At 74.4% G+C, this 19351-nt stretch carries 21 protein-coding genes; 9 read left to right on the top strand and 12 right to left on the bottom strand.

All coding sequences use genetic code 11. The features are described 5' to 3' along the window. Positions 1 to 2: 2 nt before the first annotated feature. Together JD78_RS11495 and JD78_RS11490 are read right to left on the bottom strand one after the other, a co-directional pair. Positions 3 to 854, bottom strand: coding sequence for a DNA-formamidopyrimidine glycosylase family protein (locus tag JD78_RS11495; RefSeq protein WP_153357555.1), 852 nt, complete (start codon positions 852 to 854; stop codon positions 3 to 5). A gap of 34 nt (positions 855 to 888) precedes the next feature. Continuing rightward, positions 889 to 1740 (bottom strand): DNA-formamidopyrimidine glycosylase family protein, encoded by an 852-nt coding sequence (locus tag JD78_RS11490; RefSeq protein ID WP_153357558.1) that lies wholly within the window; start codon positions 1738 to 1740, stop codon positions 889 to 891. Positions 1741 to 1837: 97 nt separating this feature from the next. Between JD78_RS11490 and JD78_RS11485 the strand changes: the two genes are divergently transcribed. Next, on the top strand, positions 1838 to 2440 hold the full coding sequence (locus JD78_RS11485) for an antibiotic biosynthesis monooxygenase (RefSeq protein WP_228394957.1): 603 nt from the start codon (positions 1838 to 1840) through the stop codon (positions 2438 to 2440). Positions 2441 to 2584: 144 nt separating this feature from the next. On the opposite strand, the gene JD78_RS11480 is transcribed toward JD78_RS11485, so the two are convergent. Both JD78_RS11480 and JD78_RS11475 read right to left on the bottom strand, forming a co-directional pair. Next, positions 2585 to 7180 (bottom strand): ATP-dependent helicase, encoded by a 4596-nt coding sequence (locus JD78_RS11480; protein ID WP_153357560.1) that lies wholly within the window; start codon positions 7178 to 7180, stop codon positions 2585 to 2587. A 58-nt stretch (positions 7181 to 7238) separates the two neighbouring features. Then, positions 7239 to 8003 (bottom strand): class I SAM-dependent methyltransferase, encoded by a 765-nt coding sequence (locus JD78_RS11475; protein WP_153357563.1) that lies wholly within the window; start codon positions 8001 to 8003, stop codon positions 7239 to 7241. Positions 8004 to 8108: 105 nt separating this feature from the next. Here JD78_RS11475 and JD78_RS11470 point away from each other — a divergent pair, with 105 nt between their 5' ends. The 4 genes from JD78_RS11470 (at position 8109) to JD78_RS11460 (ending at position 9982) form a co-directional block, all read left to right on the top strand. Then, the gene (locus tag JD78_RS11470) at positions 8109 to 8330 is read left to right on the top strand and encodes a KTSC domain-containing protein (RefSeq protein ID WP_153357566.1); all 222 of its coding nucleotides are present in this window, start codon (positions 8109 to 8111) and stop codon (positions 8328 to 8330) included. 52 nt (positions 8331 to 8382) lie between these two features. Then, complete coding sequence (locus JD78_RS22210) at positions 8383 to 9135, top strand: MFS transporter (RefSeq protein WP_243731029.1); 753 nt, start codon at positions 8383 to 8385, stop codon at positions 9133 to 9135. Beyond that, complete coding sequence (locus tag JD78_RS22205; RefSeq protein ID WP_243731028.1) at positions 9120 to 9647, top strand: MFS transporter; 528 nt, start codon at positions 9120 to 9122, stop codon at positions 9645 to 9647. Before JD78_RS22210 ends, JD78_RS22205 begins: the two co-directional genes overlap by 16 nt. A gap of 140 nt (positions 9648 to 9787) precedes the next feature. Next, complete coding sequence (locus JD78_RS11460) at positions 9788 to 9982, top strand: DUF3046 domain-containing protein (RefSeq protein ID WP_153357572.1); 195 nt, start codon at positions 9788 to 9790, stop codon at positions 9980 to 9982. Positions 9983 to 10008: 26 nt separating this feature from the next. Here JD78_RS11460 and JD78_RS11455 read toward each other — a convergent pair whose 3' ends face one another. After that, a complete protein-coding gene (locus tag JD78_RS11455; RefSeq protein WP_153357575.1) occupies positions 10009 to 10866 on the bottom strand; it encodes an NmrA family NAD(P)-binding protein in 858 nt (285 codons plus the stop codon). A 101-nt stretch (positions 10867 to 10967) separates the two neighbouring features. On the opposite strand from JD78_RS11455, the gene JD78_RS11450 reads away from it, so the two are divergent. The 4 genes from JD78_RS11450 to JD78_RS11435 all read left to right on the top strand — a co-directional run bounded on the left by JD78_RS11450 (position 10968) and on the right by JD78_RS11435 (position 13780). Then, entirely contained in the window at positions 10968 to 11354 is a 387-nt protein-coding gene (locus JD78_RS11450; protein ID WP_194290403.1) for a winged helix-turn-helix transcriptional regulator, read from the top strand. A gap of 198 nt (positions 11355 to 11552) precedes the next feature. After that, a complete protein-coding gene (gene recA / locus JD78_RS11445) occupies positions 11553 to 12587 on the top strand; it encodes a recombinase RecA (protein WP_153357577.1) in 1035 nt (344 codons plus the stop codon). Between the two features lie 8 nt (positions 12588 to 12595). Next, on the top strand, positions 12596 to 13483 hold the full coding sequence (locus tag JD78_RS11440; protein WP_228394958.1) for a regulatory protein RecX: 888 nt from the start codon (positions 12596 to 12598) through the stop codon (positions 13481 to 13483). 84 nt (positions 13484 to 13567) lie between these two features. Then, positions 13568 to 13780, top strand: coding sequence for a hypothetical protein (locus tag JD78_RS11435; protein WP_153357580.1), 213 nt, complete (start codon positions 13568 to 13570; stop codon positions 13778 to 13780). A gap of 157 nt (positions 13781 to 13937) precedes the next feature. On the opposite strand, the gene JD78_RS11430 is transcribed toward JD78_RS11435, so the two are convergent. The 7 genes from JD78_RS11430 to JD78_RS21755 all read right to left on the bottom strand — a co-directional run bounded on the left by JD78_RS11430 (position 13938) and on the right by JD78_RS21755 (position 19186). Next, complete coding sequence (locus tag JD78_RS11430) at positions 13938 to 14366, bottom strand: hypothetical protein (RefSeq protein WP_228394959.1); 429 nt, start codon at positions 14364 to 14366, stop codon at positions 13938 to 13940. 183 nt (positions 14367 to 14549) lie between these two features. Next, positions 14550 to 14882 (bottom strand): GlcG/HbpS family heme-binding protein, encoded by a 333-nt coding sequence (locus tag JD78_RS11425; RefSeq protein ID WP_228394960.1) that lies wholly within the window; start codon positions 14880 to 14882, stop codon positions 14550 to 14552. 134 nt (positions 14883 to 15016) lie between these two features. After that, the gene (gene dhaK / locus JD78_RS11420; protein WP_153357583.1) at positions 15017 to 16012 is read right to left on the bottom strand and encodes a dihydroxyacetone kinase subunit DhaK; all 996 of its coding nucleotides are present in this window, start codon (positions 16010 to 16012) and stop codon (positions 15017 to 15019) included. Beyond that, complete coding sequence (gene dhaL, locus JD78_RS11415; protein ID WP_153357586.1) at positions 16009 to 16668, bottom strand: dihydroxyacetone kinase subunit DhaL; 660 nt, start codon at positions 16666 to 16668, stop codon at positions 16009 to 16011. The genes dhaK and dhaL overlap by 4 nt, the downstream gene beginning before the upstream one ends. Continuing rightward, on the bottom strand, positions 16665 to 17474 hold the full coding sequence (locus tag JD78_RS11410) for an HAD-IA family hydrolase (protein WP_153357589.1): 810 nt from the start codon (positions 17472 to 17474) through the stop codon (positions 16665 to 16667). Before JD78_RS11410 ends, dhaL begins: the two co-directional genes overlap by 4 nt. Next, on the bottom strand, positions 17471 to 18331 hold the full coding sequence (locus tag JD78_RS11405) for a class II fructose-bisphosphate aldolase (RefSeq protein ID WP_153357592.1): 861 nt from the start codon (positions 18329 to 18331) through the stop codon (positions 17471 to 17473). The genes JD78_RS11410 and JD78_RS11405 overlap by 4 nt, the downstream gene beginning before the upstream one ends. Before the next feature lie 75 nt (positions 18332 to 18406). Continuing rightward, positions 18407 to 19186, bottom strand: a complete 780-nt coding sequence (locus tag JD78_RS21755) for a LuxR C-terminal-related transcriptional regulator (protein ID WP_208104084.1) — start codon at positions 19184 to 19186, stop codon at positions 18407 to 18409. Positions 19187 to 19351: the final 165 nt, after the last annotated feature.

The following is a 19351-nucleotide window of genomic DNA, read 5'->3' as shown; positions in this document are numbered from 1 at the left end:
GATCAGCGGCCGGCCAGCGACGGCGGGTGGTCGCGCTCGCCGGTCCGGGCGGTCGGGTCGATGGGGCTGCGGGCGGCCTGGCACTGCGGGCACCAGTAGGTCACCCGCTCCTGGGTGTCCGGGCCCTGGTCACCGAGCAGGATCGGCGTCCGGCAGCGGCGGCACGGGCGGCCGCGGCGGCCGAAGACCCAGTGGTCCTCCCCGCGCCGGGTCGAGCCGGTGGTGCTCTGCTCGGGGCGGTCGCGGTTGGCCTGCATCAGCGTGCGGGCGCGGGTGACCAGGCCGGGCAGGTCGGGGACGTCGGCCACTCGGGTCCACGGGTGGGTGCGGGTCATGAACAGCGTCTCGACCTTGTACAGGTTGCCGATGCCGGCCAGGTTGCGCTGGTCGAGCACCGCCACGCCGATCTCCTCGTCGGGGTGCGACCGCAGCCGGCGCAGCGCCTCGTCCAGGTCCCAGTCCGGGCCCAGCACGTCGGGACCCAGATGGCCCACCAGCTCGTGCTCGGCGCTCGTCGGCACGATCCGGAGGTCGTGCAGCCGGTAGCCGACGCAGTCCCACGCGTCGGTGGACAGCACGGCCCGGATGCTGTGCGCGGGCCCGCCCTTCCACGGGGTGCCGTTCCGGTAGATGTGCCAGCTGCCGTCCATCCGGTAGTGGCTGCGCAGCGTGCGGCCGTCGGCGAAGCGGGTGAGCATGTGCTTGCCGCGCGGCACCACCTCGGTGACGGTGGCGCCGGCGAGGTCGACCGTGGCCAGCTGGGGCACGCGCAGCTCGCCCGTGGTGAGGGTGGCGCCGGCCAGCGCGGTGTTCATCCGGTTGGCCGCCAACCAGACGGTGTCTCCCTCGGGCATGCCGTCATGATCCCCGCCGCGCGGGGCGTGCGCCTCAGTAGGCGGCGCGACGGGGCTCGGTGCCGGGCAGGCCGGTGCGCGCTCGCGGGTCCACCGGCACCGGGGTGGCCTGGCAGGTCGGGCACCACCAGGTCACCCGCTCCTGCAGGTCCGGGCCCTGGTCGCCGAGTTCGATCCGCGTGCCGCAGCGGCGGCACGGCCGGCCCTTCCGGCCGGCGACCCAGTGGTCCTGCCCGCGCCGGAGGATCCCGGTGGTGCTCTGCTCGGGGCGGTCGCGGTTGGCCAGCATGAGCGTGCGGGCCCGCTCGACCAGTGCGCGCAGGTCGGGCACGTCCGCGACCCGGGCCCACGGGTTCACCCCGGTCAGGAACAGCGACTCGACCTTGTACAGGTTGCCCGGGCCGGCCAGGTTGCGCTGGTCCAGGAGGGCGACGCCGATCTGCTCGTCGGGGTGCGAGCGCAGCCGCCGCAGCGCCTCATCGACGTCCCAGTCCGGGCCCAGCACGTCGGGGCCGAGGTGGCCGACGAGCTGGGCCTCGTCGGCGGTGGGCACGATGCGCATGTCGTGCAGCCGGTAACCCACGCACTCGTGGACGTCGGTGGCCAGCACGGCGCGGACGTCGTGCCCGGGGCCGCCGCGCCAGCGACTGCCCCGGCGGTAGATGTGCCAGCTGCCGTCCATCCGGTAGTGGGTGCGCAGCGTACGGCGGTCGGCCAGGCGGATGAGCATGTGCTTCCCGCGGGGCACGACCTCGGTGACGGTCGCCCCGGTCAGGTCGACGGCGGCCAGCTGCGGTACCCGGAGCTCGCCGCGGCGGAGGGTCGCGCCGGCCAGCGCCGTGTTCATCCGCTGGGCGGCCAGCCAGACGGTGTCTCCCTCGGGCACGCCGTCCATGGTCCCCCGGGGCGGGCGGTCGGGGTCCCCCGTCCGGGGTGGAGCGCTGTGAGTGGGCCGACAGCGCGGAACAGGCGGGGGATCGTCGGTGCTGGTGCACCTCGTGGACGTGACCTCGCGACTGCGGCACCTGACCAGCACCGGCACCACCCGGGCACCGGCGCACGAGCCGGTGACCGTGACCGTCGCCCGGGTCGTGCGGCCCGAGCAGCACGGCGCGTTCGAGCGGTGGGCGGACGACGTGCAGGAGCTGGTCGCCACGTTCCCCGGGCACCTCGGGTCGTCGCTGCTGCGGCCGGGGCCGGCCAGCGACGAGTACCACCTGGTCTACCGCTTCGCCGACGACGCGTCGCTGGCCGCGTGGGAGCGTTCGCCGCAGCGGCGGGAGGCGCTGGACCGCGTGCGCCGGCTGGTCGAGGACGAGCGGGTGGCCCGCGCGGTCGGGCTGGAGACGTTCTTCGCCGTACCGCCGCGGCCGGGCCCGGTGTGGCGCAGCTGGCTGCTCACAGTCGCCGTCGTGCTGCTGTTCACCACCAGCTTCCAGCTGCTGGCCGTGCCGGTCGTCGGCGACTGGCCGTGGCCGCTGCGCCTGCTGCTGTCCGCGGTCTACGTCGTGACGGCGCTGCGGTTGCTGATGCCACGGTTGAGCCGCTGGTTGGCCCCGTGGCTGCAGGGCTCGCGCCGCCGCTGACCCGGCGCCCACCTGACCCGGCGCCCACCTGACCCGGCGCCCACCTGACCCGGCGCCCACCTGACCCGGCGCCCACCTGACCCGGCGCCCACCTGACCCGGCGCCCACCTGACCCGGCGTTCAGCCGCACAGGTGCCCGGCTGGTCAGGCGCGGAGGCGGAGGCCGCGCGGGGTCGCGGCGAAACCGGCTGCCTGGAGGGCGGCGGTGAGCGGGCCGGACTCGTGCACCGAGGCGCCGTCGGCCTTCTGCACGACCATCCGGCCCAGCGCGCCCGAGGCGACCGCACCGGACAACGCGGTGGCCGCCTCCTTGAGCACGGTCTCCTCATCGGTCCAGGACAGCAGCGTCTTGCCGCCGCGTTCGACGTAGAGCACAAGTTCGCCGTCGACCAGCACGACCAGGGCGCCTGCCTTGCGCCCGGCCCGGTGGCCGCTCTTCTTCGTGGCCGTGCCCTCGCCCAGGTCGACCGCGTCGCCGTCCCCGGCGGCGACCGCCCGCTCGGGCCACGGCAGCGCAGCGCCGTAGACGTTGGCCGGGTCGGTGGCGGCCAGGACGACCGGGCCGGCCGGCACCCGGTCGGGGCTGGCGAAGCTGCGCACCCGGTCGATCGACCCGGGGGTGCCGAACTGGGCGGCGCCCAGCGTCTCCACGAAGTAGCCGCGGCGGGCCCGGCCGTTCTCCTCGAAGGCCCGCAGCACGGGGTAGACGGCGGAGAACCCGCCGGCCACCTGCTCGGCCTGCACCGCACCGCGGGTCAGCACGCCGTGCCGTTCCAGCAGCGCCTCGGCCCGCGCGGTGGTGCGCTTCGTGGCGTTGTCCTCCAGCTCGGGCAGCCGCGACCAGCGGCCGGCCATCGACGGCGGCCCGGTGCGGCTGGGCATCGCCGGGCGGCCCAGCCGGGTGCGCCCGTGCCGGGTGCGGTCCAACCGGGCCCGGGGTGCCGCCGGCTGCCGCTTGTGGGTACCGCCGCCGGACAGCCGGGTGCGCAGCGGCGCCAGGGTGTCGTTGGTGAGGGCGCCGGCCCAGACCAGGTCCCAGATCTCCTCGGCCAGCGCCGGATCGTCGGTCGCTCCGACCCGGTCGGACAGCGAGCGGAAGAACAGCGCCTGCCCGCCGGCGAGCTCGTCGAGCAGGGCCGCGCCGTAGCCGCCCTCCACCGAGGCAGCGCCGGGCGGTTCGGGGAGCAGCAGCGGTGCGAGGTCGGCGGGCACCAGGGTGACCCAGCCGTCGCCACCGGACAGCCCACCGGCGCCGGCCCACAGCACCTCACCGGCGCTGGTCAGCTCGTCGAGCAGGGCGGGGGAGTAGTCGCGCACCCGGGACGGCAGCACCAGCGACTCCAGCGCCGACGCCGGCACCAGGGCACCGGCCAGCTGCTCGACCACGGCCAGCACGCCGTCGACACCGCGCAGCCGCCCGCCGACCGACTGCCAGGACGGGGTGAAGCGGGCCAGGGTGTCGATCGGGACCGGCTCGACCTCCTGGCGCAGCTTGGCCAGCGACCGCCGGCGGACGGAGCGCAGCACGTCGGCGTCGCACCACTCCTGACCGGTCCCGCCGGGCCGGAACTCGCCGGTCACCAGCCGCCCGGTGCCCACCAGGCGCTGCAGCGTCGCGGTCACGACGGCGACACCCAGGCCCAGGCGGGTGGCGACGTCGGCCGGCACGAACGGGCCGTGCGTGCGGGCGAAGCGGCCCACGAGGTCACCGAGCGGGTCGGCGACCGGTTCGGTGAACGCCTCGGGCACGCCGACCGGCAGGGCGGTGCCGAGCGCGTCGCGGAGCCGGCCGGCGTCCTCGATGGCGACGTGGCGCTCCTCGCCGGCGATCCGCACGACGAGCGCCCGGCGGGTGGTGACCAGCTCGGTCAGCCAGTCGGCCGGCACCCCCCGGGCGGCGGCCTCGGCGACGGTGAGGTCGCCGACCACCCGGAGCAGGTCGGCGGCGCCGTCGACGTCGCGGGGGTGCCGCTCGGCCGGCAGCCGCTGAAGCTCGGACTCGATCTCGCCCATCGCGTCGCCGTCGAGCAGCTCGCGCAGCTCGGAGCGGCCCAGCAGCTCGGCCAGCAGGCCGGTGTCCAGGGCCAGCGCCTGTGCCCGGCGTTCGGCCAGCGGGGCGTCGCCCTCGTAGATGAACTGGCCCACGTAGCCGAACAGCAGCGACTGCGCGAACGGGGACGCCGTCTGGGTCTGCACGTCGACGACCCGCACCCGGCGGGCCCGGACGTCGCTCATCAGCTCGACCAGGCCGGGCACGTCGTAGACGTCCTGCAGCACCTCCCGCACCGCCTCGAGCGTGATCGGGAACGAGGAGAACTCGCTGGCCACCGAGAGCAGCTGGGCCGCCCGCTGACGCTGCTGCCACAGCGGGGTCCGCTTGCGCGGGTCGCGCTTGGGCAGCAGCAGAGCACGGGCCGCGCACTCGCGGAACCGGCTGGCGAACAGCGCGGAGTTGCCGACCTCGGCGGTGACCTCCCGCTCGACGTCGTCCGGGTCGAGGATCGCGAGATCGGCCTCGGGCGCCTCACCGGTGGTGTCGGGCAGCCGCAGCACGATGCCGTCGTCGGAGTGCATCGAGGCGACGTCGACGCCGTACCGCTCGCGCAGCCGGGCCGCGAGCACCAGCGCCCACGGTGCGTTGACCTGCGCGCCGAACGGGGAGTGGACGACCAGCCGCCAGTCACCCAGCTCGTCGCGGAACCGCTCGACCAGCATCGTGCGGTCGTCGGGCAGGTGCCCGGTGGCCTGCTTCTGCTCGGCCAGGTAGGCGAGCAGGTTGGCCGCGCCCCACTCGTCCAGCCCTGCGGCCCGGGCCCGCTCCGCGCCGGCCTCGGGCGTCGCCGAACCCACCTCGCGCAGGAACGCGCCCAGGGCCCGGCCCAGCTCCAGCGGCCGCCCCAGGGTGTCGCCGTGCCAGAACGGCATCTTGCCGGGCAGCCCGGGCGCGGGGCTCACCAGCACCCGGTCGTGGGTGATCTCCTCGATCCGCCAGGACGACGAGCCGAGCAGGAAGACGTCGCCCACCCGCGACTCGTAGACCATCTCCTCGTCGAGCTCGCCGACCCGGCGGCCGCCCTTCTCCCCGGCGCCGGACACCAGGAAGACGCCGAAGAGCCCACGGTCGGGGATGGTGCCGCCACTGGTGACCGCCAGCCGTTGGGCGCCGGTGCGCGCGGTGAGGGTGTCGGTGACCCGGTCCCAGGTGAGCCGGGGGCGCAGCTCGGCGAAGGCGTCGGAGGGGTAGCGGCCGGCCAGCATGTCGAGCACCGCGTGCAGGGCGGACTCCGGGAGCGAGGCGAAGGCGGCCGAGCGGCGCAGCACCGCGGCGACCTCGTCGACGGTGCGCGGCCGCTCGGAGACCATCGCCACGATCTGCTGGGCCAGCACGTCGAGCGGGTTGCGCAGGTAGCGGGTCGACTCGATGGCGCCGGCGCGCATCCGCTCGGCGACGACGGCGCTCTGCACGAGGTCACCGCGGAACTTCGGGAAGATCACGCCCTCGCTGACCGCGCCCACCTGGTGGCCGGCCCGGCCCACCCGCTGCAGCCCGGCCGCCACGTTCGGCGGTGACTCGACCTGGACGACGAGGTCGACCGCGCCCATGTCGATGCCCAGCTCCAGCGAGGAGGTGGCGACCACCGCGGGCAGCTGCCCGGACTTGAGTGCCTCCTCGACCACCGCGCGCTGCTCGCGGGAGACCGAGCCGTGGTGGGCCGAAGCGACCGGCTTCACCTCCGGTGGCAGCCCACCGCCAGAGCCGGCCTGCGCCATCAGCTCGGCCGGGTTCGCGCCGTGCGGCAGCGGCTCCCCGGTGGCGCGTTCGTAGGCCAGCTCGTTCAGCCGGCTGGTCAGCCGTTCGGCCAGCCGCCGTGAGTTGGCGAAGACGATGGTGCTGCGGTGCGACTCGATCAGGTCGAGCACCCGCTCCTCGACCGCCGGCCAGATCGACGTCCGCGGCTGGTTGCCCGCCGCCGAGCCCTCCAGCTCCCCGGTCGGCTGACCCAGTTGGCTCATGTCCTCGACCGGGACGACGACGGACAGGTCCCACTGCTTCTGCGACGGCGGCGCGACCACCTGCACCGGGCGCCCGCCGGCGAGGAAGGTCGACACCTCCTCGATCGGCCGCACCGTCGCCGACAGCCCGATCCGCTGCGCCGGCCGCTCCAGCAGCTCGTCGAGCCGGTCGAGGGAGACCGCCAGGTGGGCGCCGCGTTTGCTGCCGCAGACCGCGTGCACCTCGTCGAGGATCACCGTCTCCACGCCGCGCAACGCCTCCCGCGCCTGGCTGGTGAGCAGCAGGAACAGCGACTCGGGCGTGGTGATCAGGATGTCCGGCGGTCGCTTGGCGAACAGCCGTCGCTCGTCGGCCGGGGTGTCGCCGGACCGGATACCCACGGTGATCTCCGGGCGCGGCAGGCCCAGCCGGGCGGCGGCCTGGCCGATGCCGGTCAGGGGTGCGCGCAGGTTGCGCTCGACGTCGACGGCCAGCGCCTTGAGCGGGGAGACGTAGAGCACCCGGCAGCGGGCCAGCGGCTCCTCGGGCGGGGGCGCGGCGGCCAGTCGGTCGAGCGACCACAGGAACGCCGCGAGCGTCTTGCCCGATCCGGTGGGGGCGACGACCAGCGCGTGCTCGCCGCTGCTGATCGCCGTCCAGGCGCCCTCCTGCGCGGCGGTCGGCTGCTCGAAGGCACCGGTGAACCACGCCTGGGTGGGCGCGGAGAAGCGCTCGAGGGCCGACACGTCTCCAGTCTCCTCGCGGGTACGACAGTTCGCCGTCCTCCCGCGCGAACGGGTGACCTCAGCGGGGGCGCCTCGCCTCGATCAGCTGCCGGTGCGAGTGGCAGACGAAGCTCCCGTCCCGGCGGATCCGGTCGTGCAGCGACGCCAGGCGTGCCCGGTGCTCCTCGACGGAGAAGCCCGGCACGGTCCAGACGACCTTGCGCAGGAAGTGGACGACGGCGCCGACGTCGGTGAACTCCACCCGGGTCGACTGCTCCCGGGCGTCGACCACCTGCAGCCCGGCGGCCGTTGCGGCGGCCACCTCCTCGGCCAGGGTGGGCTGGCCGACGTCCGGCTGGGGGCCCAGCAGGAACTCCGCCAGCTCCCGGTTCGACCCGCGTCCCACGCCCTGGGACAGGTAGGTGCCGCCGGGTCGCAGCACCCGGGCGAGCTCGTCCCAGCCGCGGGCGACCGGGTGGCGGCTGCTGACGAGGTCGACCGTGGAGTCGGCGAGCGGGAGCGGGTCGCGCTCGCCCACCTCGTGGACCCGGCCGCCGAACGGGGCCAGGGCCACCCGGGCGAGCGCCGCGTTCGGTGCCCAGCCCTCGGTGGCGAGGACGACGGCGGGGCGTCGCGCGGCCCGCCCCAGGCACTCGGTGAAGACCTCGCCGCCCCCGGTCTGCACGTCCAGTGCCGTGTCGGCACCGGCCAGGCGCGCGATCAGCAGTCGGGCGTAGCCCCAGGCCGGGCGCTCCTCGGTCGCCCGCCCGGCGAACCAGGAGAAGTCCCAGCCGTCGACCGGCGCCGCCTCGGCCTCGGCGACCAGGTCCTCGAACGAGCGCATCGCCCGAGGTTGCCCGGATGGTCCACGAGTCGACAAGCGGGTTTGTCCCCGTGACGCCTCGGGATCACACTGGTGGAACCACACCGGTGTGACCCTGGAGGGCCGATGAGACGGGCTCACGTGCAGTCGTCCAGCGTCCGGTCGGTGGGGTACGACCTCGACCACCGCGTGCTGGAGATCGAGTACGTCGGCGGCGGGGTCTACGACTACCTCGACGTCCCGCCGGAGGAGGCGCTGGCGCTGCTGGAGTCCGACTCCATCGGCCGGTACCTCAACGGCGTGGTCAAGCCGCACCACCGCTGCCGCGTGGTCCACCGGGTGGCCTGAACGGCGTGTTCCCCGCGCCGTCTCGGGTGGTGACTGCGGCAGACTCCCCGCCGTGACCCTGCCGACGACGATCCCGGACCGTGCGGCCGTGCAGCGCCGCACCGTCGGGGTCCTCTCCGCGGGGGTGGCCCTGGGCGGGCTGGGGGTGACCGTCGGCATCACCGTCGGCGGCCTGCTCGCCCGCGAGGTCGCCGGCAGCGACGCCGCCGCCGGGCTGGGCCAGACCGCGAGCGTGCTGGGCGCGGCGTTGATCGCCGTGCCCCTGGCGCGGGTCAGCGACCGCGCCGGCCGGCGAGCCGGACTCGCCCTGGGCTACGCGGTCGCGGTGCTCGGCGCGCTGGTCGTCGTCGCGGCCGCCGCACTCTCGTCGCTGGCCCTGCTGTTGGCCGGGCTGTTCCTCTTCGGGGCGGCCACGACCAGCGGGCTGCAGGCCCGGTACGCCGCCGCGGACCTCGCCGAACCGGCGCACCGCGGCCGGGCGCTGTCCCTGGTGGTGTGGGCGACCACGATCGGCTCGGTGCTCGGGCCGAACCTGGCCGGCCCCGGCGACGACCTCGGCCGGGCCCTGGGGCTGCCGGCGCTGGGCGGGGCCTTCGTGCTGCCGGTCGTGGCCTTCCTCGCCGTCGTCCTGGGGGTGCTCGCGCTGCTGCGGCCCGACCCGCTGCTGCTCGCCCGTCGGCTCGCCCCCGCCGCACCCGCCGCCGGGCCCGCCCCCGCACCGGCGCGGCCGCCGCCGTGCGCGCGGTGTGGGCGACGCCGGACGGGCGGCTCGGGCTCACCGCCGTCGTCGTGGCGCACTCGGTGATGGTCGGGCTGATGGTCATGACCCCCGTGCACATGGGCGCGGGCGGCGCGCACGACCACGGCCCCACGCTCCGGGTGATCGGCCTGGTGATCAGCGTGCACGTCGCCGGGATGTACCTCTTCTCCCCGGTGGTCGGCTGGCTGGCCGACCGGTTCGGCCGCACGGCCACGGTGGGGCTCGGCGGTGCGCTGCTGCTGGTGGCCGCGCTCGTCGCCGGCACCGCCCCGCCGGGCGCCGCCTGGCAGCTCGGCGTCGGCCTGTTCCTGCTCGGGGTCGGCTGGTCGTGCGGCCTCGTGGCCGGTTCGACCCTGGTCACCGAGTCGGTGACCGACGAGCTGCGCCCGACTGCGCAGGGCGCCACCGACCTGCTGATGGGGCTCGGGGCGGCGCTGGCCGGCGCGGTCGGCGGGCCACTGCTGGCCGGTGGGGGCTTCGGGCTGGTCGCGGCGGTCAGCGCCGCGCTCGTCGTCCCGCTGGCGGTGGTGTGGGCGGCTCAGCGCCGGTTGCGGTAGCTCCGCCACAGGAGCACCAGCCAGACCACCAGCGCGCACACGATCCCGATCTCCAGGACGGTGTCCCAGGTGGGGGAGCCGGTGCTCGGGACCATGCGCCCAGGGTAGGCCGGGCGCTGCCGGCGGGTACCGTGCTCGCCGTGCGTCTGCAGGAGTTCTGGTCCCGGATGGAGCAGCAGTTCGGCTCGATGCGGTCGCAGAGCGTCGTGCGCGACCACTCGTTCGGTGCGCTGGGCGGTCGGACGGCGTCCGAGGCGATCGAGGCGGGCGTGCCGGTGCGCACCGTCTGGCTGGAGATCTGCAAGGAGTACGACGTCCCGCCGAAGGACCGCTGAGGCCCGTCCGGCGGGACGCCGCCGGGTCAGCTGCCCAGGACCGTGCGGGCGTACTGCTCCAGGGTGGTCGGGGCGCGGCCGATGAGCCGGTGCAGGTCGGTGCTGCCGGTGTCCAGCGCACCCTGCGCGATCGACTGGTCCAGCGCCACGACGAACCCGGCGGTGGCCTCGGGCACGCCGGCCTCGACCAGGGTGCGCTGGTGCTCCTCGGGGGAGAGGTCCCGGTAGACGACGTCGCGGCCGGTCTGCGCCGCGACGACCGCGGCGAGGTCGGCGAGGCTGAACGCCTCGTCGCCGCCGAGCTCCAGGACGCCGGTCTCCGGCTGGTCGGCGGTGAGGACGGCGACCGCCCCGGCCGCGTAGTCCGCCCGGGTCGCCGCGGCGATGCGGCCGCTGCCGGAGCTGCCGGTCAGCTCACCGGTGCTCGCCGCCTGCTGGAGCTGGGTGTCGTAGTTCTCCAGGTACCAGTTGTTCCGCAGGACCACGGCGGGGATGCCCGCCTCCGCGATGAGCCGCTCGGTCGCGATGTGCTCGGGTGCCAGCGGGAGCGAGGTGTCGTCGGCCCGTGGCGCGCTGGTGTAGACGACCAGCTGGGCGCCGGCCGCCTCGGCCGCCTGCAGCACGTTGCCGTGCTGCTCGACGCGCTGGCCGACCTCGCTGCCGGAGACCAGCAGCAGCCGGTCGGTGCCCTGCAGGGCCGACGCCAGGGCGGCGGGGTCGGCGTAGTCGGCCTGGCGCACCTGCACCCCCCGGTCGGCGAGGTCGGCGGCCTTGGCGGGGGTGCGCACGACGGCGACGACCTCGGCGGCGGGCACGCCGGCGTCGAGGAGGCCGAGGACGACGAGCCGGCCGAGGTGGCCACTGGCTCCGGTGACGGTGATCAAGGGACCCTCCGAGAGCTTGCGGGAGCAGGGGCACTAACTATTCGTTAGTGCAGGAGGTTCGCACCGTACACTGGGTCGCCGCATCGAACAGGAGGGGTTCCGTGGAGCAGACGGTGGAGCAACTGGTCGCCGACGTGTTCCGGCGCGCCTGTACCTCCCGCGAGGCCCTCGAGCACGTCACCGGGAAGTGGTCGCTGCTCGCCCTGTCGGCGCTGGCCGAGTGCCCGCACCGGTTCGGTGAGCTGCGCCGCCGGATCGAGGGCGTCAGCGAGAAGATGCTGGCGCAGAGCCTGCAGACCCTGGAGCGCGACGGCTGGGTGCACCGCGAGGTGCGGTCGTCGATCCCGCCGCACGTGGAGTACCGGCTCACCGAGGCCGGGGCGCAGCTGGTGCCGCACCTGCTGGCGCTCATCGACTTCGTCGAGGGGCGGATGCCGGCGGTGCACGCCGCCCGGGCCGCGGCGGACGAAGCGCGCGCGGCTCACTGAGGCCGGCCGCGCCCGCGGTGGGACGGGAGTGGCGCGCGGACGGCGTGTCGCTGGCTTCGAACACGTGTTCGGCCTACGGTGTCCACAGGTCCGGTGCTCGTCCACAGATGACGTCGGCCCGGCGAAACTGTCAGACCCCCGACCTAGCGTCGGCGACGACCCGCAGACAGCGCACAGCGACACCCGAAGGTGGCCACCATGGCAGCAACCCTGGACCGCGACAAGGCCCTCGACATGGCCCTCGCCCAGATCGACAAGCAGTTCGGCAAGGGCTCGGTCATGCGGCTGGGCGACTCGCCCGAGATCGCCATGAAGGTCATCCCGACCGGCTCGGTGGCCCTCGACATCGCCCTCGGTGTCGGTGGCCTGCCCCGCGGCCGCGTCGTCGAGGTGTACGGCCCCGAGGCCTCCGGCAAGACGACGATCGCCCTGCACGCGGTGGCCAACGCCCAGGCCGCCGGCGGCATCGTGGCCTTCGTCGACGCCGAGCACGCCCTCGACCCCGAGTACGCCCGGGCCATCGGCGTCGACACCGACGCCCTCCTGGTCAGCCAGCCCGACACCGGTGAGCAGGCGCTCGAGATCGCCGACATGCTGATCCGCTCCGGCGCGCTCGACCTCATCGTCATCGACTCCGTGGCGGCTCTGGTGCCCCGCGCCGAGATCGAGGGCGAGATGGGTGACAGCCACGTCGGTCTGCAGGCCCGGCTGATGAGCCAGGCGCTGCGCAAGATCACCGGCGCGCTCAGCAACTCCGGCACCACCTGCATCTTCATCAACCAGCTGCGCGAGAAGGTCGGCGTGGTCTACGGCTCGCCGGAGGTCACCACCGGTGGCCGGGCGCTGAAGTTCTACGCCTCGGTCCGCCTCGACATCCGCCGCATCGAGACCCTCAAGCAGGGCACCGAGGCGGTCGGCAGCCGGGTGCGGGTGAAGGTCGTGAAGAACAAGGTCGCCGCGCCGTTCAAGCAGGCCGAGCTCGACCTGCTCTGGGGCCACGGCTTCAGCCGCGAGGGCGGTCTCATCGACATGGGTGTCGAGCAGGGCTTCGTCCGCAAGTCCGGCGCTTGGTACACCTACGAGGGCGACCAGCTCGGCCAGGGCAAGGAGAACGCCCGGTCCTTCCTGCGCGACAACCCGGACCTGGCCGACGAGATCGAGAAGAAGATCAAGGAGAAGCTGGGCATCGGTGTCGTGGCCGAGACCCCGGCCGCCGAGCCGGCCGACTTCTGAGCCCGGCCGTGTCCGACTCGCTGTCCACCAGCGACGGGCCGGCCGAGGACCACGCACGGCCGGCCGGTGGGGAGACCCACCGCGCCGGCCGTCGTCGTTCCGGGTGGTCCAGCGCCGGTCGATCGGGAGGTGGCGACCGGGGGGCCCGGTCCTCCCGCGCTGAGCGCCGCCCGGGCCGGGACCAGGCCTCCGACCGTCCCGAGGACGAGCCCCGTGACCCGGCGCAGGAGGCGCGGGCGATCTGCCTGCGCGCGCTGACGGGCGCATCCAAGACGCGCAAGCAGCTGGCCGACCTGCTCGCCACGCGGGAGATCCCCGACGAGGTGGCGGCGACGGTGCTCGACCGGTTCACCGAGGTCGGGCTGATCGACGACGCCGCCTTCGCGGCCGCCTGGGTGAGCTCGCGGCAGTCGAGCCGGGGGCTGGCCCGCCGGGCGCTCGCCTCGGAGCTGCGGGCCAAGGGCGTGGACGGCGAGGTGGCTGCCGCGGCGGTCGCCGAGGTCGACCCCCAGGACGAGTGGGACACCGCCCGCCGGCTGGTCGAACGCAAGCTGCCCGGGATGCGCAGGCTGGACCGGGTGACCGCGGAACGCCGGCTGGTCGGCATGCTCGCCCGCAAGGGCTACGGCGGTGGGCTGGCCGGCTACGTGGTCCGCGAGGCGCTGGACGCGCTCACCGCCGAGCTGCTGGCCGAGGACGAACGGAGTGACGAGGAGGCAGGTTCTCTCGACGGCGGCTCCGCTGACGACGGCCCCCGCGACGATGGCCCCCGCGACGATGGTCCCCGCGACGATGGTCCCGGGTCCGGTGCCGCCGAGGTGGGGGAGGGGCAGGCACGCCGGCTCGGTCGCCGTGCCGCACAGTCGGGCGACGTCTGGGAGGACTACCTTCCCTGAGCGCGGGGCGGCTCACGGCGGCGCGCCGGAGTGCGCCCAGCAGGCGCTGCCGCCCTGCCCGGGCAGACGAGGGGAGGGTTGCTGGTGGAGTGGCTGCTCGTGCTCGTCCCGGTCCTGGTGGTGGTCGGCGCCGTCGGCTACCTGGGCAGCCGCCGTCGCCGCTGGGAACAGGCGATGACTCCGCAGTTCCCCAGCAACGACCCACCCGGCCGCGGTACTCGCTCCGAGAACCAGTCGCCCGACGCCCGCGGCGCCGTGAACAAGAACAGCTGGATGCTCGGCGGGAGCGGCTTCTGAGGCACGCACGCCCGCAACGCCGACGAGGCCGGTGCGACGCTCGGTGCGTCGTGCCGGCCTCCGTCGTCCCCGCACGTCCGGAGCGCGTGCTGGGGGAGTCGTGGTCCCGGGCCCGCCGCCTCGCGGACCCGGGACCGATGGGCTCAGCGCGGGTGGTTCAGCGCGGGCGTGGGACGAACGCGCCGGGGGCGCGGTCCAGCCAGGCGCTGACGTCGATCGCGACGCCGTCGGCGGCCTCGTCGTCCGGCACCAGCCAGCGGCGGCTGCGCTGCTGACCGGCGACCAGCCACTGCTCGATCGAGGAGTCGAACTCCGACATCGACAGGTACTTGCCCAGGTCGGGGGAGACGACAGGACCCAGGAACGTCACGTCGCTCTCCTGCCCACCGGGGTAGCGCAGCACCACCCGGCAGCGCGAGCGGCGGTGGCGGGCCGGGGGTACCGCTTCGCGGACGATCGCCTCCTCGGCGCCGGCTGCGGCGGCGAAACCCGCGGCGGACGACCGCAGCCGGTTCACGAAGAGCTGCGAGGTGTGGTCCAGGTCGTAGTCCATGTCGAACCTCGCGGCGAGGGGAGAGGCGGTCACACCCCCGTTCTCGGCAGTCGGTGCCCGCCGCTGACCGGCTGAAAGTGACAAGCTCGCCGGCGAACTCGGGCAGACGTGCAGCCACCCCGGCGGCGGGGCAGGGCCGTCGGGGCAGCGCGGCCGGGCAGTCGACCGCCGGAGCGGTCGGGGCTGCCCGGCGGACCGGGCTGGGGGAGTGGAGCGTCAGCCGGACCAGGCGCGCCGGCCGGCGTCGGCCACCTGGTGGTCCTGGTCGACGGTTCCGGCGCTGACCCCCACCCCGCCGACGACGGCGCCGTCGGCACCGGTCAGCAGCACCCCGCCGCCGAAGACGACCAGCCGGCCGCCGGAGGTCGACTCGATGCCGTAGAGGGGCTGACCCGGCTGCACGAGCGCGGCGAGCTCGCGGGTGTCGGTCTGGAACCAGACCGCCGTGAGCGCCTTCTTCTGCGAGATGTCGACGCCGATGAGCCTGGTGCCGTCCATCGCCACGAAGGTCACCAGGTTGCCTCCGTCGTCCACCACGGCGATGTTCATCGGCTACCCGACGGACACCGCCTCCGCCGTGCACGCGTCGATGATCGACTCGGCCTGCTCGAGGGTGATCTGCCTGCCCATGGCGCCTCCGTCGGGAGATGTGGGTCGGGGGCCCCGGACCGGTAGGGGACCCCTCAGAACACCCGGACCGGGACCTCCGCCGGTGCGCCGAGCAGGGCGTCGATCTCGTCGTCGAGCCGGACCAGGGTCAGCGAGGCCCCTGCCATGTCCAGCGAGGTGCAGTACTCGTTGACGTAGCTGCGGGTCACCGTGATCCCGCGCTCGGCCAGCTGCTGGTGGGCGCGGCGGTAGAGGATGTACAGCTCGCTGATCGGGGTGCCGCCCAGCCCGTTGATCATGAGCGCCACGTTGTCGCCGGACTGGTAGGGCAGGTCACCGACCACCGAGTCGAGCAGCTCGTCGACGATGGCGTCGGCGTTGGTCAGCTTCTTCCGCTCCCGGCCCGGCTCGCCGTGGATGCCCACGCCCATCTCGATCTCGTCCGCGCCGAGCTCGAACAGCGGGGAGCCCTTGGCCGGCGGGGTGCAGGCGGTGAGGGCCACGCCCATGGTGCGGGTGACGTCGTTGACCTTCTTCCCGACTCGCACCACCTCGTCGAGGTCGGCGCCCTGCTCGGCGGCCGCGCCCACGGCCTTGATGACGAAGAAGTTGCCGGCCACCCCGCGGCGGCCGACGGTGTACGTGGAGTCCTTGACGGCGACGTCGTCGTTGATGGTCAGGATCTCGACCTTGATGCCCTCGGCCTCGGCCATCTCCCGGCCCATGTCGAAGGCCATCCGGTCGCCGGTGTAGTTGTTCACCAGCAGCAGCACGCCCTTGGGGGTGGCCAGCAGCTTGGCCGTCTCGTAGACGTAGTTCATCGGCGGTGCGGCGAAGACGTCGCCGGGGCAGGCGGCGTCCAGCATCCCCGTGCCGACGACCATGACGTGGGCGGGCTCGTGACCGGAGCCCGACCCCTGCACGACGGACACCTTGTCGTCGCGGGGCGAGTCCGCCCGCATGATCAGGTTGTGCTCGGGGACGTACCGGAGGGTGTCCGGGTTGGCCAGCGCGAGGCCCTCGAGCATCTCGGGGACGAACTGCTTCGGGTCGTTGACGAACTTCTTCATGACGCTCCCTCTGTCTGCCAGCCCTCTGTCTGCCAGGCCTCGTTGATCCGGCCGATGATCACGGCCACGCCCATGGCGCCGGCGTCGACCGAGCCCTTGCTGCGCTCCCCGGTGTAGGAGGCGCGTCCCCGCCTCGCGACCATGTCGGCGGTCGCCTCGGCCGCCTCGCGGGCGGTGTCGGCCATCGCGGACAGCGCCTGCCCGGCGTCGGCGCCGGCCGCCACCTCGGCCTCGAGCCGGTCGGTGACCGGCACCAGGACGTCGAGCAGCGTCTTGTCGCCGACGTCGGACTGGCCGCGGGCCTTGATGCCCTCGATGGCCGCCCGGAGCATCGCCACGACCTGGTTCCCGGTCAGGGTGTCCGTCGCGCCGGCGGTCATCCCCGCGCGCATGAACGCCGTGCCCCAGATCGGCCCGGACGTCCCGCCGATCCTGGCGGTGATCATCATCCCGGTCTTCTTCAGGAACGTGCCGATGTCGCTGCGGTCGACGTCGTCCCAGCCGGCGAGCACCGTCTCGAACCCGCGGGCCAGCGAGTAGCCGAAGTCGCCGTCGCCGACGACGGCGTCCAGGTCCCCGAAGTACTTCTCGTTGTCCACCGCCGCCTGGGCGATCGTGCGGACGACGAGGTCGACCTGCTGCTGCGACCCGCTCACGGCGTGGCTCCCTCGGGACGGTCGGTGGACGGGACGGCCCCCAGGCAGGCGCGGGCGTCGGCCAGGGTGACGTGGTGCCCGGGCCGGGCCGGGCCGCGGTTGGCGAGGACCTCGACCGGTGGGCGGTCGGGGTCACCGAGCTCGGACACCACCAGGACCGCCTCGTCGAACGGCTCGGCCCGGGTGTAGCCGTTGACCGTCACCAGGCAGGGCAGCCCGGCGCCGGTGGCGGCGAGCAGCCCGTTGCGCGAGTCCTCGACGACGAGGGTGTCGCCGCGGTCCAGGCCCAGGTCCGCCACCACGAGGTCGTAGATGGCCGGGTCGGGCTTCTTGGCCGGGACGACGTCACCGGCGAACACCGGGATGCCGGCTGCGGTGTCCGCGCCGACGGCGTGCTCGAGGACGGCGCGGACGGACTCCTCGGCCGAGGTGGAGGCCACCGCGACCGTCCACCCGGCGTCCAGCGCCTCGCCGATCAGCCGGGCGACCCCGGGGCGGGCGGGGATCTCCCCGGCGGCCACCAGGGCCCGGAACCGCGTCGTCTTGGTGCGGTGCCACTGGGCGAGCAGCTCCGCGCGCGCGGCGTCGTCGTCCGGGACGCCGGCCTCCCGGACGAACGCCGGGTCGGCGAACAGGCTGGCCATCCGCTCCTTGCCGCCGCCGATGGCCAGCTTCTCGCCGTACTCCTCCTCGCTCCACCGCACCGGGAGACCGTGCTCGGCGAACGTCGCGTTGAACGCCGGCAGGTGCCCGTACCGCTCGGTGTCGGCCAGCACGCCGTCGCAGTCGAAGACCAGCGCGCTCACCAGGCACGCCCCGAGCTGCCGAAGACCCGCATGTGCTCCTGCGCCATGGCCATGACCGCGGCGCGCTGGTGGGTGAACAGCGACGGCGGGTCCCACTTCCCCTTCTCCTCCGCGCCGCGGAGGAACTCCAGACTGGACTGCATGTAGACCTGCTTGAGCGCCGTGGAGATGTTGACCTTGGCGCAGCCGCGGCTGATGAGGTCCTGGAACTGCTCGGCGGACAACCCGGTGCCGCCGTGCAGGGCCATCGGCACGCCGGTCGCCGCGACCAGGTCGCTGACCCGCTGGGCGTCGAGCACCGGCGCGCTCGCGTACTGACCGTGCGCGTTGCCGATGGCCGGCGCGAAGCAGTCGACGCCGGTGCGCTGGATGAAGTCCACCGCCACCTCGAGGGTCTGCAGGACGGCGGCCTCGTCGGAGCCCAGGTCGTCCTCGACGCCCTGGATGCCCTCGATCTCACCCTCGACGTGCGCGCCACGGGCCCGGGCCTCGGCCACCACCTCGGTGGTCTGGCGCAGGTTCTCCGCGACGTCCAGCTCGTGGGCGTCGAACAGCACCGAGTTCCAGCCGCCGGCCAGGCAGTCGCTGATCACCGCGCGGTCGGGGCAGTGGTCCAGGTGCAGCGTCACCGGCACCGTCGAGTCGCGGATCAGGGTGTGCACGATGTCGAACAGCTGCGCTCGGCCGTACATCCGCACCGTCTTGACCGAGGTCTGCAGGATCACCGGCGAGTTCTCCGCGACGGCGGCCGCCACCACCGCCTCGATGCTCAGGTCGTTGACGATGTTGAACGCCGGCACGCCGTACCGGTCGGCCAGGGCTCGGTCGAGCAGTTCCTTCAGGGGGACGACGGGCACGGACGCTCCTGCGCTGTCGGTCGGGCCGGGCTGCCAGCTGTGTCCCCGGAGTAGACCGTGACGTGCGCAACAGTTCTATGGGGTGTTTCCCCCAGTTGTGCGTCCCGGCCCTGGTCGGCGGGCCGGCGCGGGCAGCACCCAGCCCTGGGCCAGCGCAGCCATCACCGCCGCGGTGCGGCTGCCGGTCCCGGTCTTGCGCAGCACCGCGGCCACGTGCTTCTCGACCGTCTTGGGGGAGAGCACCAGGGCAGTGGCCACCTGCCGGTTGCTGAAGCCGCGGGCGAGCAGGGCGACGGTCTCCCGCTCCCGCCGGGTCAGCGGTGATGCGGCGGCCTCGTCGCACTCCGGACGGTCGCCCGCGTCCTGCCGGCGGATCAGGTGGCAGAGGGAGGCGTCATCGACCCCGGCGCGGACCAGGCGGGGCACCGCGGCCTGGGTGAGCAGCTCGAGCTCGTCGACCTCGGCCGTGGTGAAGCGGCGGGGCCGGCAGGCGAAGACGACGTTCGCGCCCACCACCTCACCGCGCCACCAGAGCGGCACGGCGACGACGGAACCGGCGCGGGCCGCCCCGTCGGCGGCCAGGTGCCCGGCGCCGATCTCGCCGTAGGCCGCGAGCACGACGGGGCGTCGCCGGGCCACCACCCGGCCGGTGACCCCCTCGTCGAGCGGGAAGCTGCCGCCCAGCTGGCAGGACGTGCCGCGCTCGGCGAGCTTGGCGTAACGGTCCCGGGAGCCGTCGACGAGCGAGATGCTGCCTGCTCCCGCCCCCAGCGCCCGGCCGCTGACCGTGATCAGGTGGTCGAGCAGGCCCGAGACCGGACCGTCGACCGGGAACTCAGGCCGTGATGGCGCCATTGCCATGCGACTCCTCGTCGAGTCCGCGGGGAGCGCGGCGTTGCACCGGCCCACCCGTCCGCTGCGACGGCCAGAGCCGGTCCGGCCCGGGACGACGCTGGTCGACAGTACGGGCGGCACGCGGGTCCTGCACCCCTGCACCGCCTCCCCGGAAGGTGGTGCAGG

It is taken from the genome of Modestobacter roseus, assembly GCF_007994135.1.
GTDB classification, from domain to species: domain Bacteria; phylum Actinomycetota; class Actinomycetes; order Mycobacteriales; family Geodermatophilaceae; genus Modestobacter; species Modestobacter roseus.
Note: the sequence above shows the minus strand (reverse complement) of the source record. Positions and strands in the feature narration are given on the sequence as shown.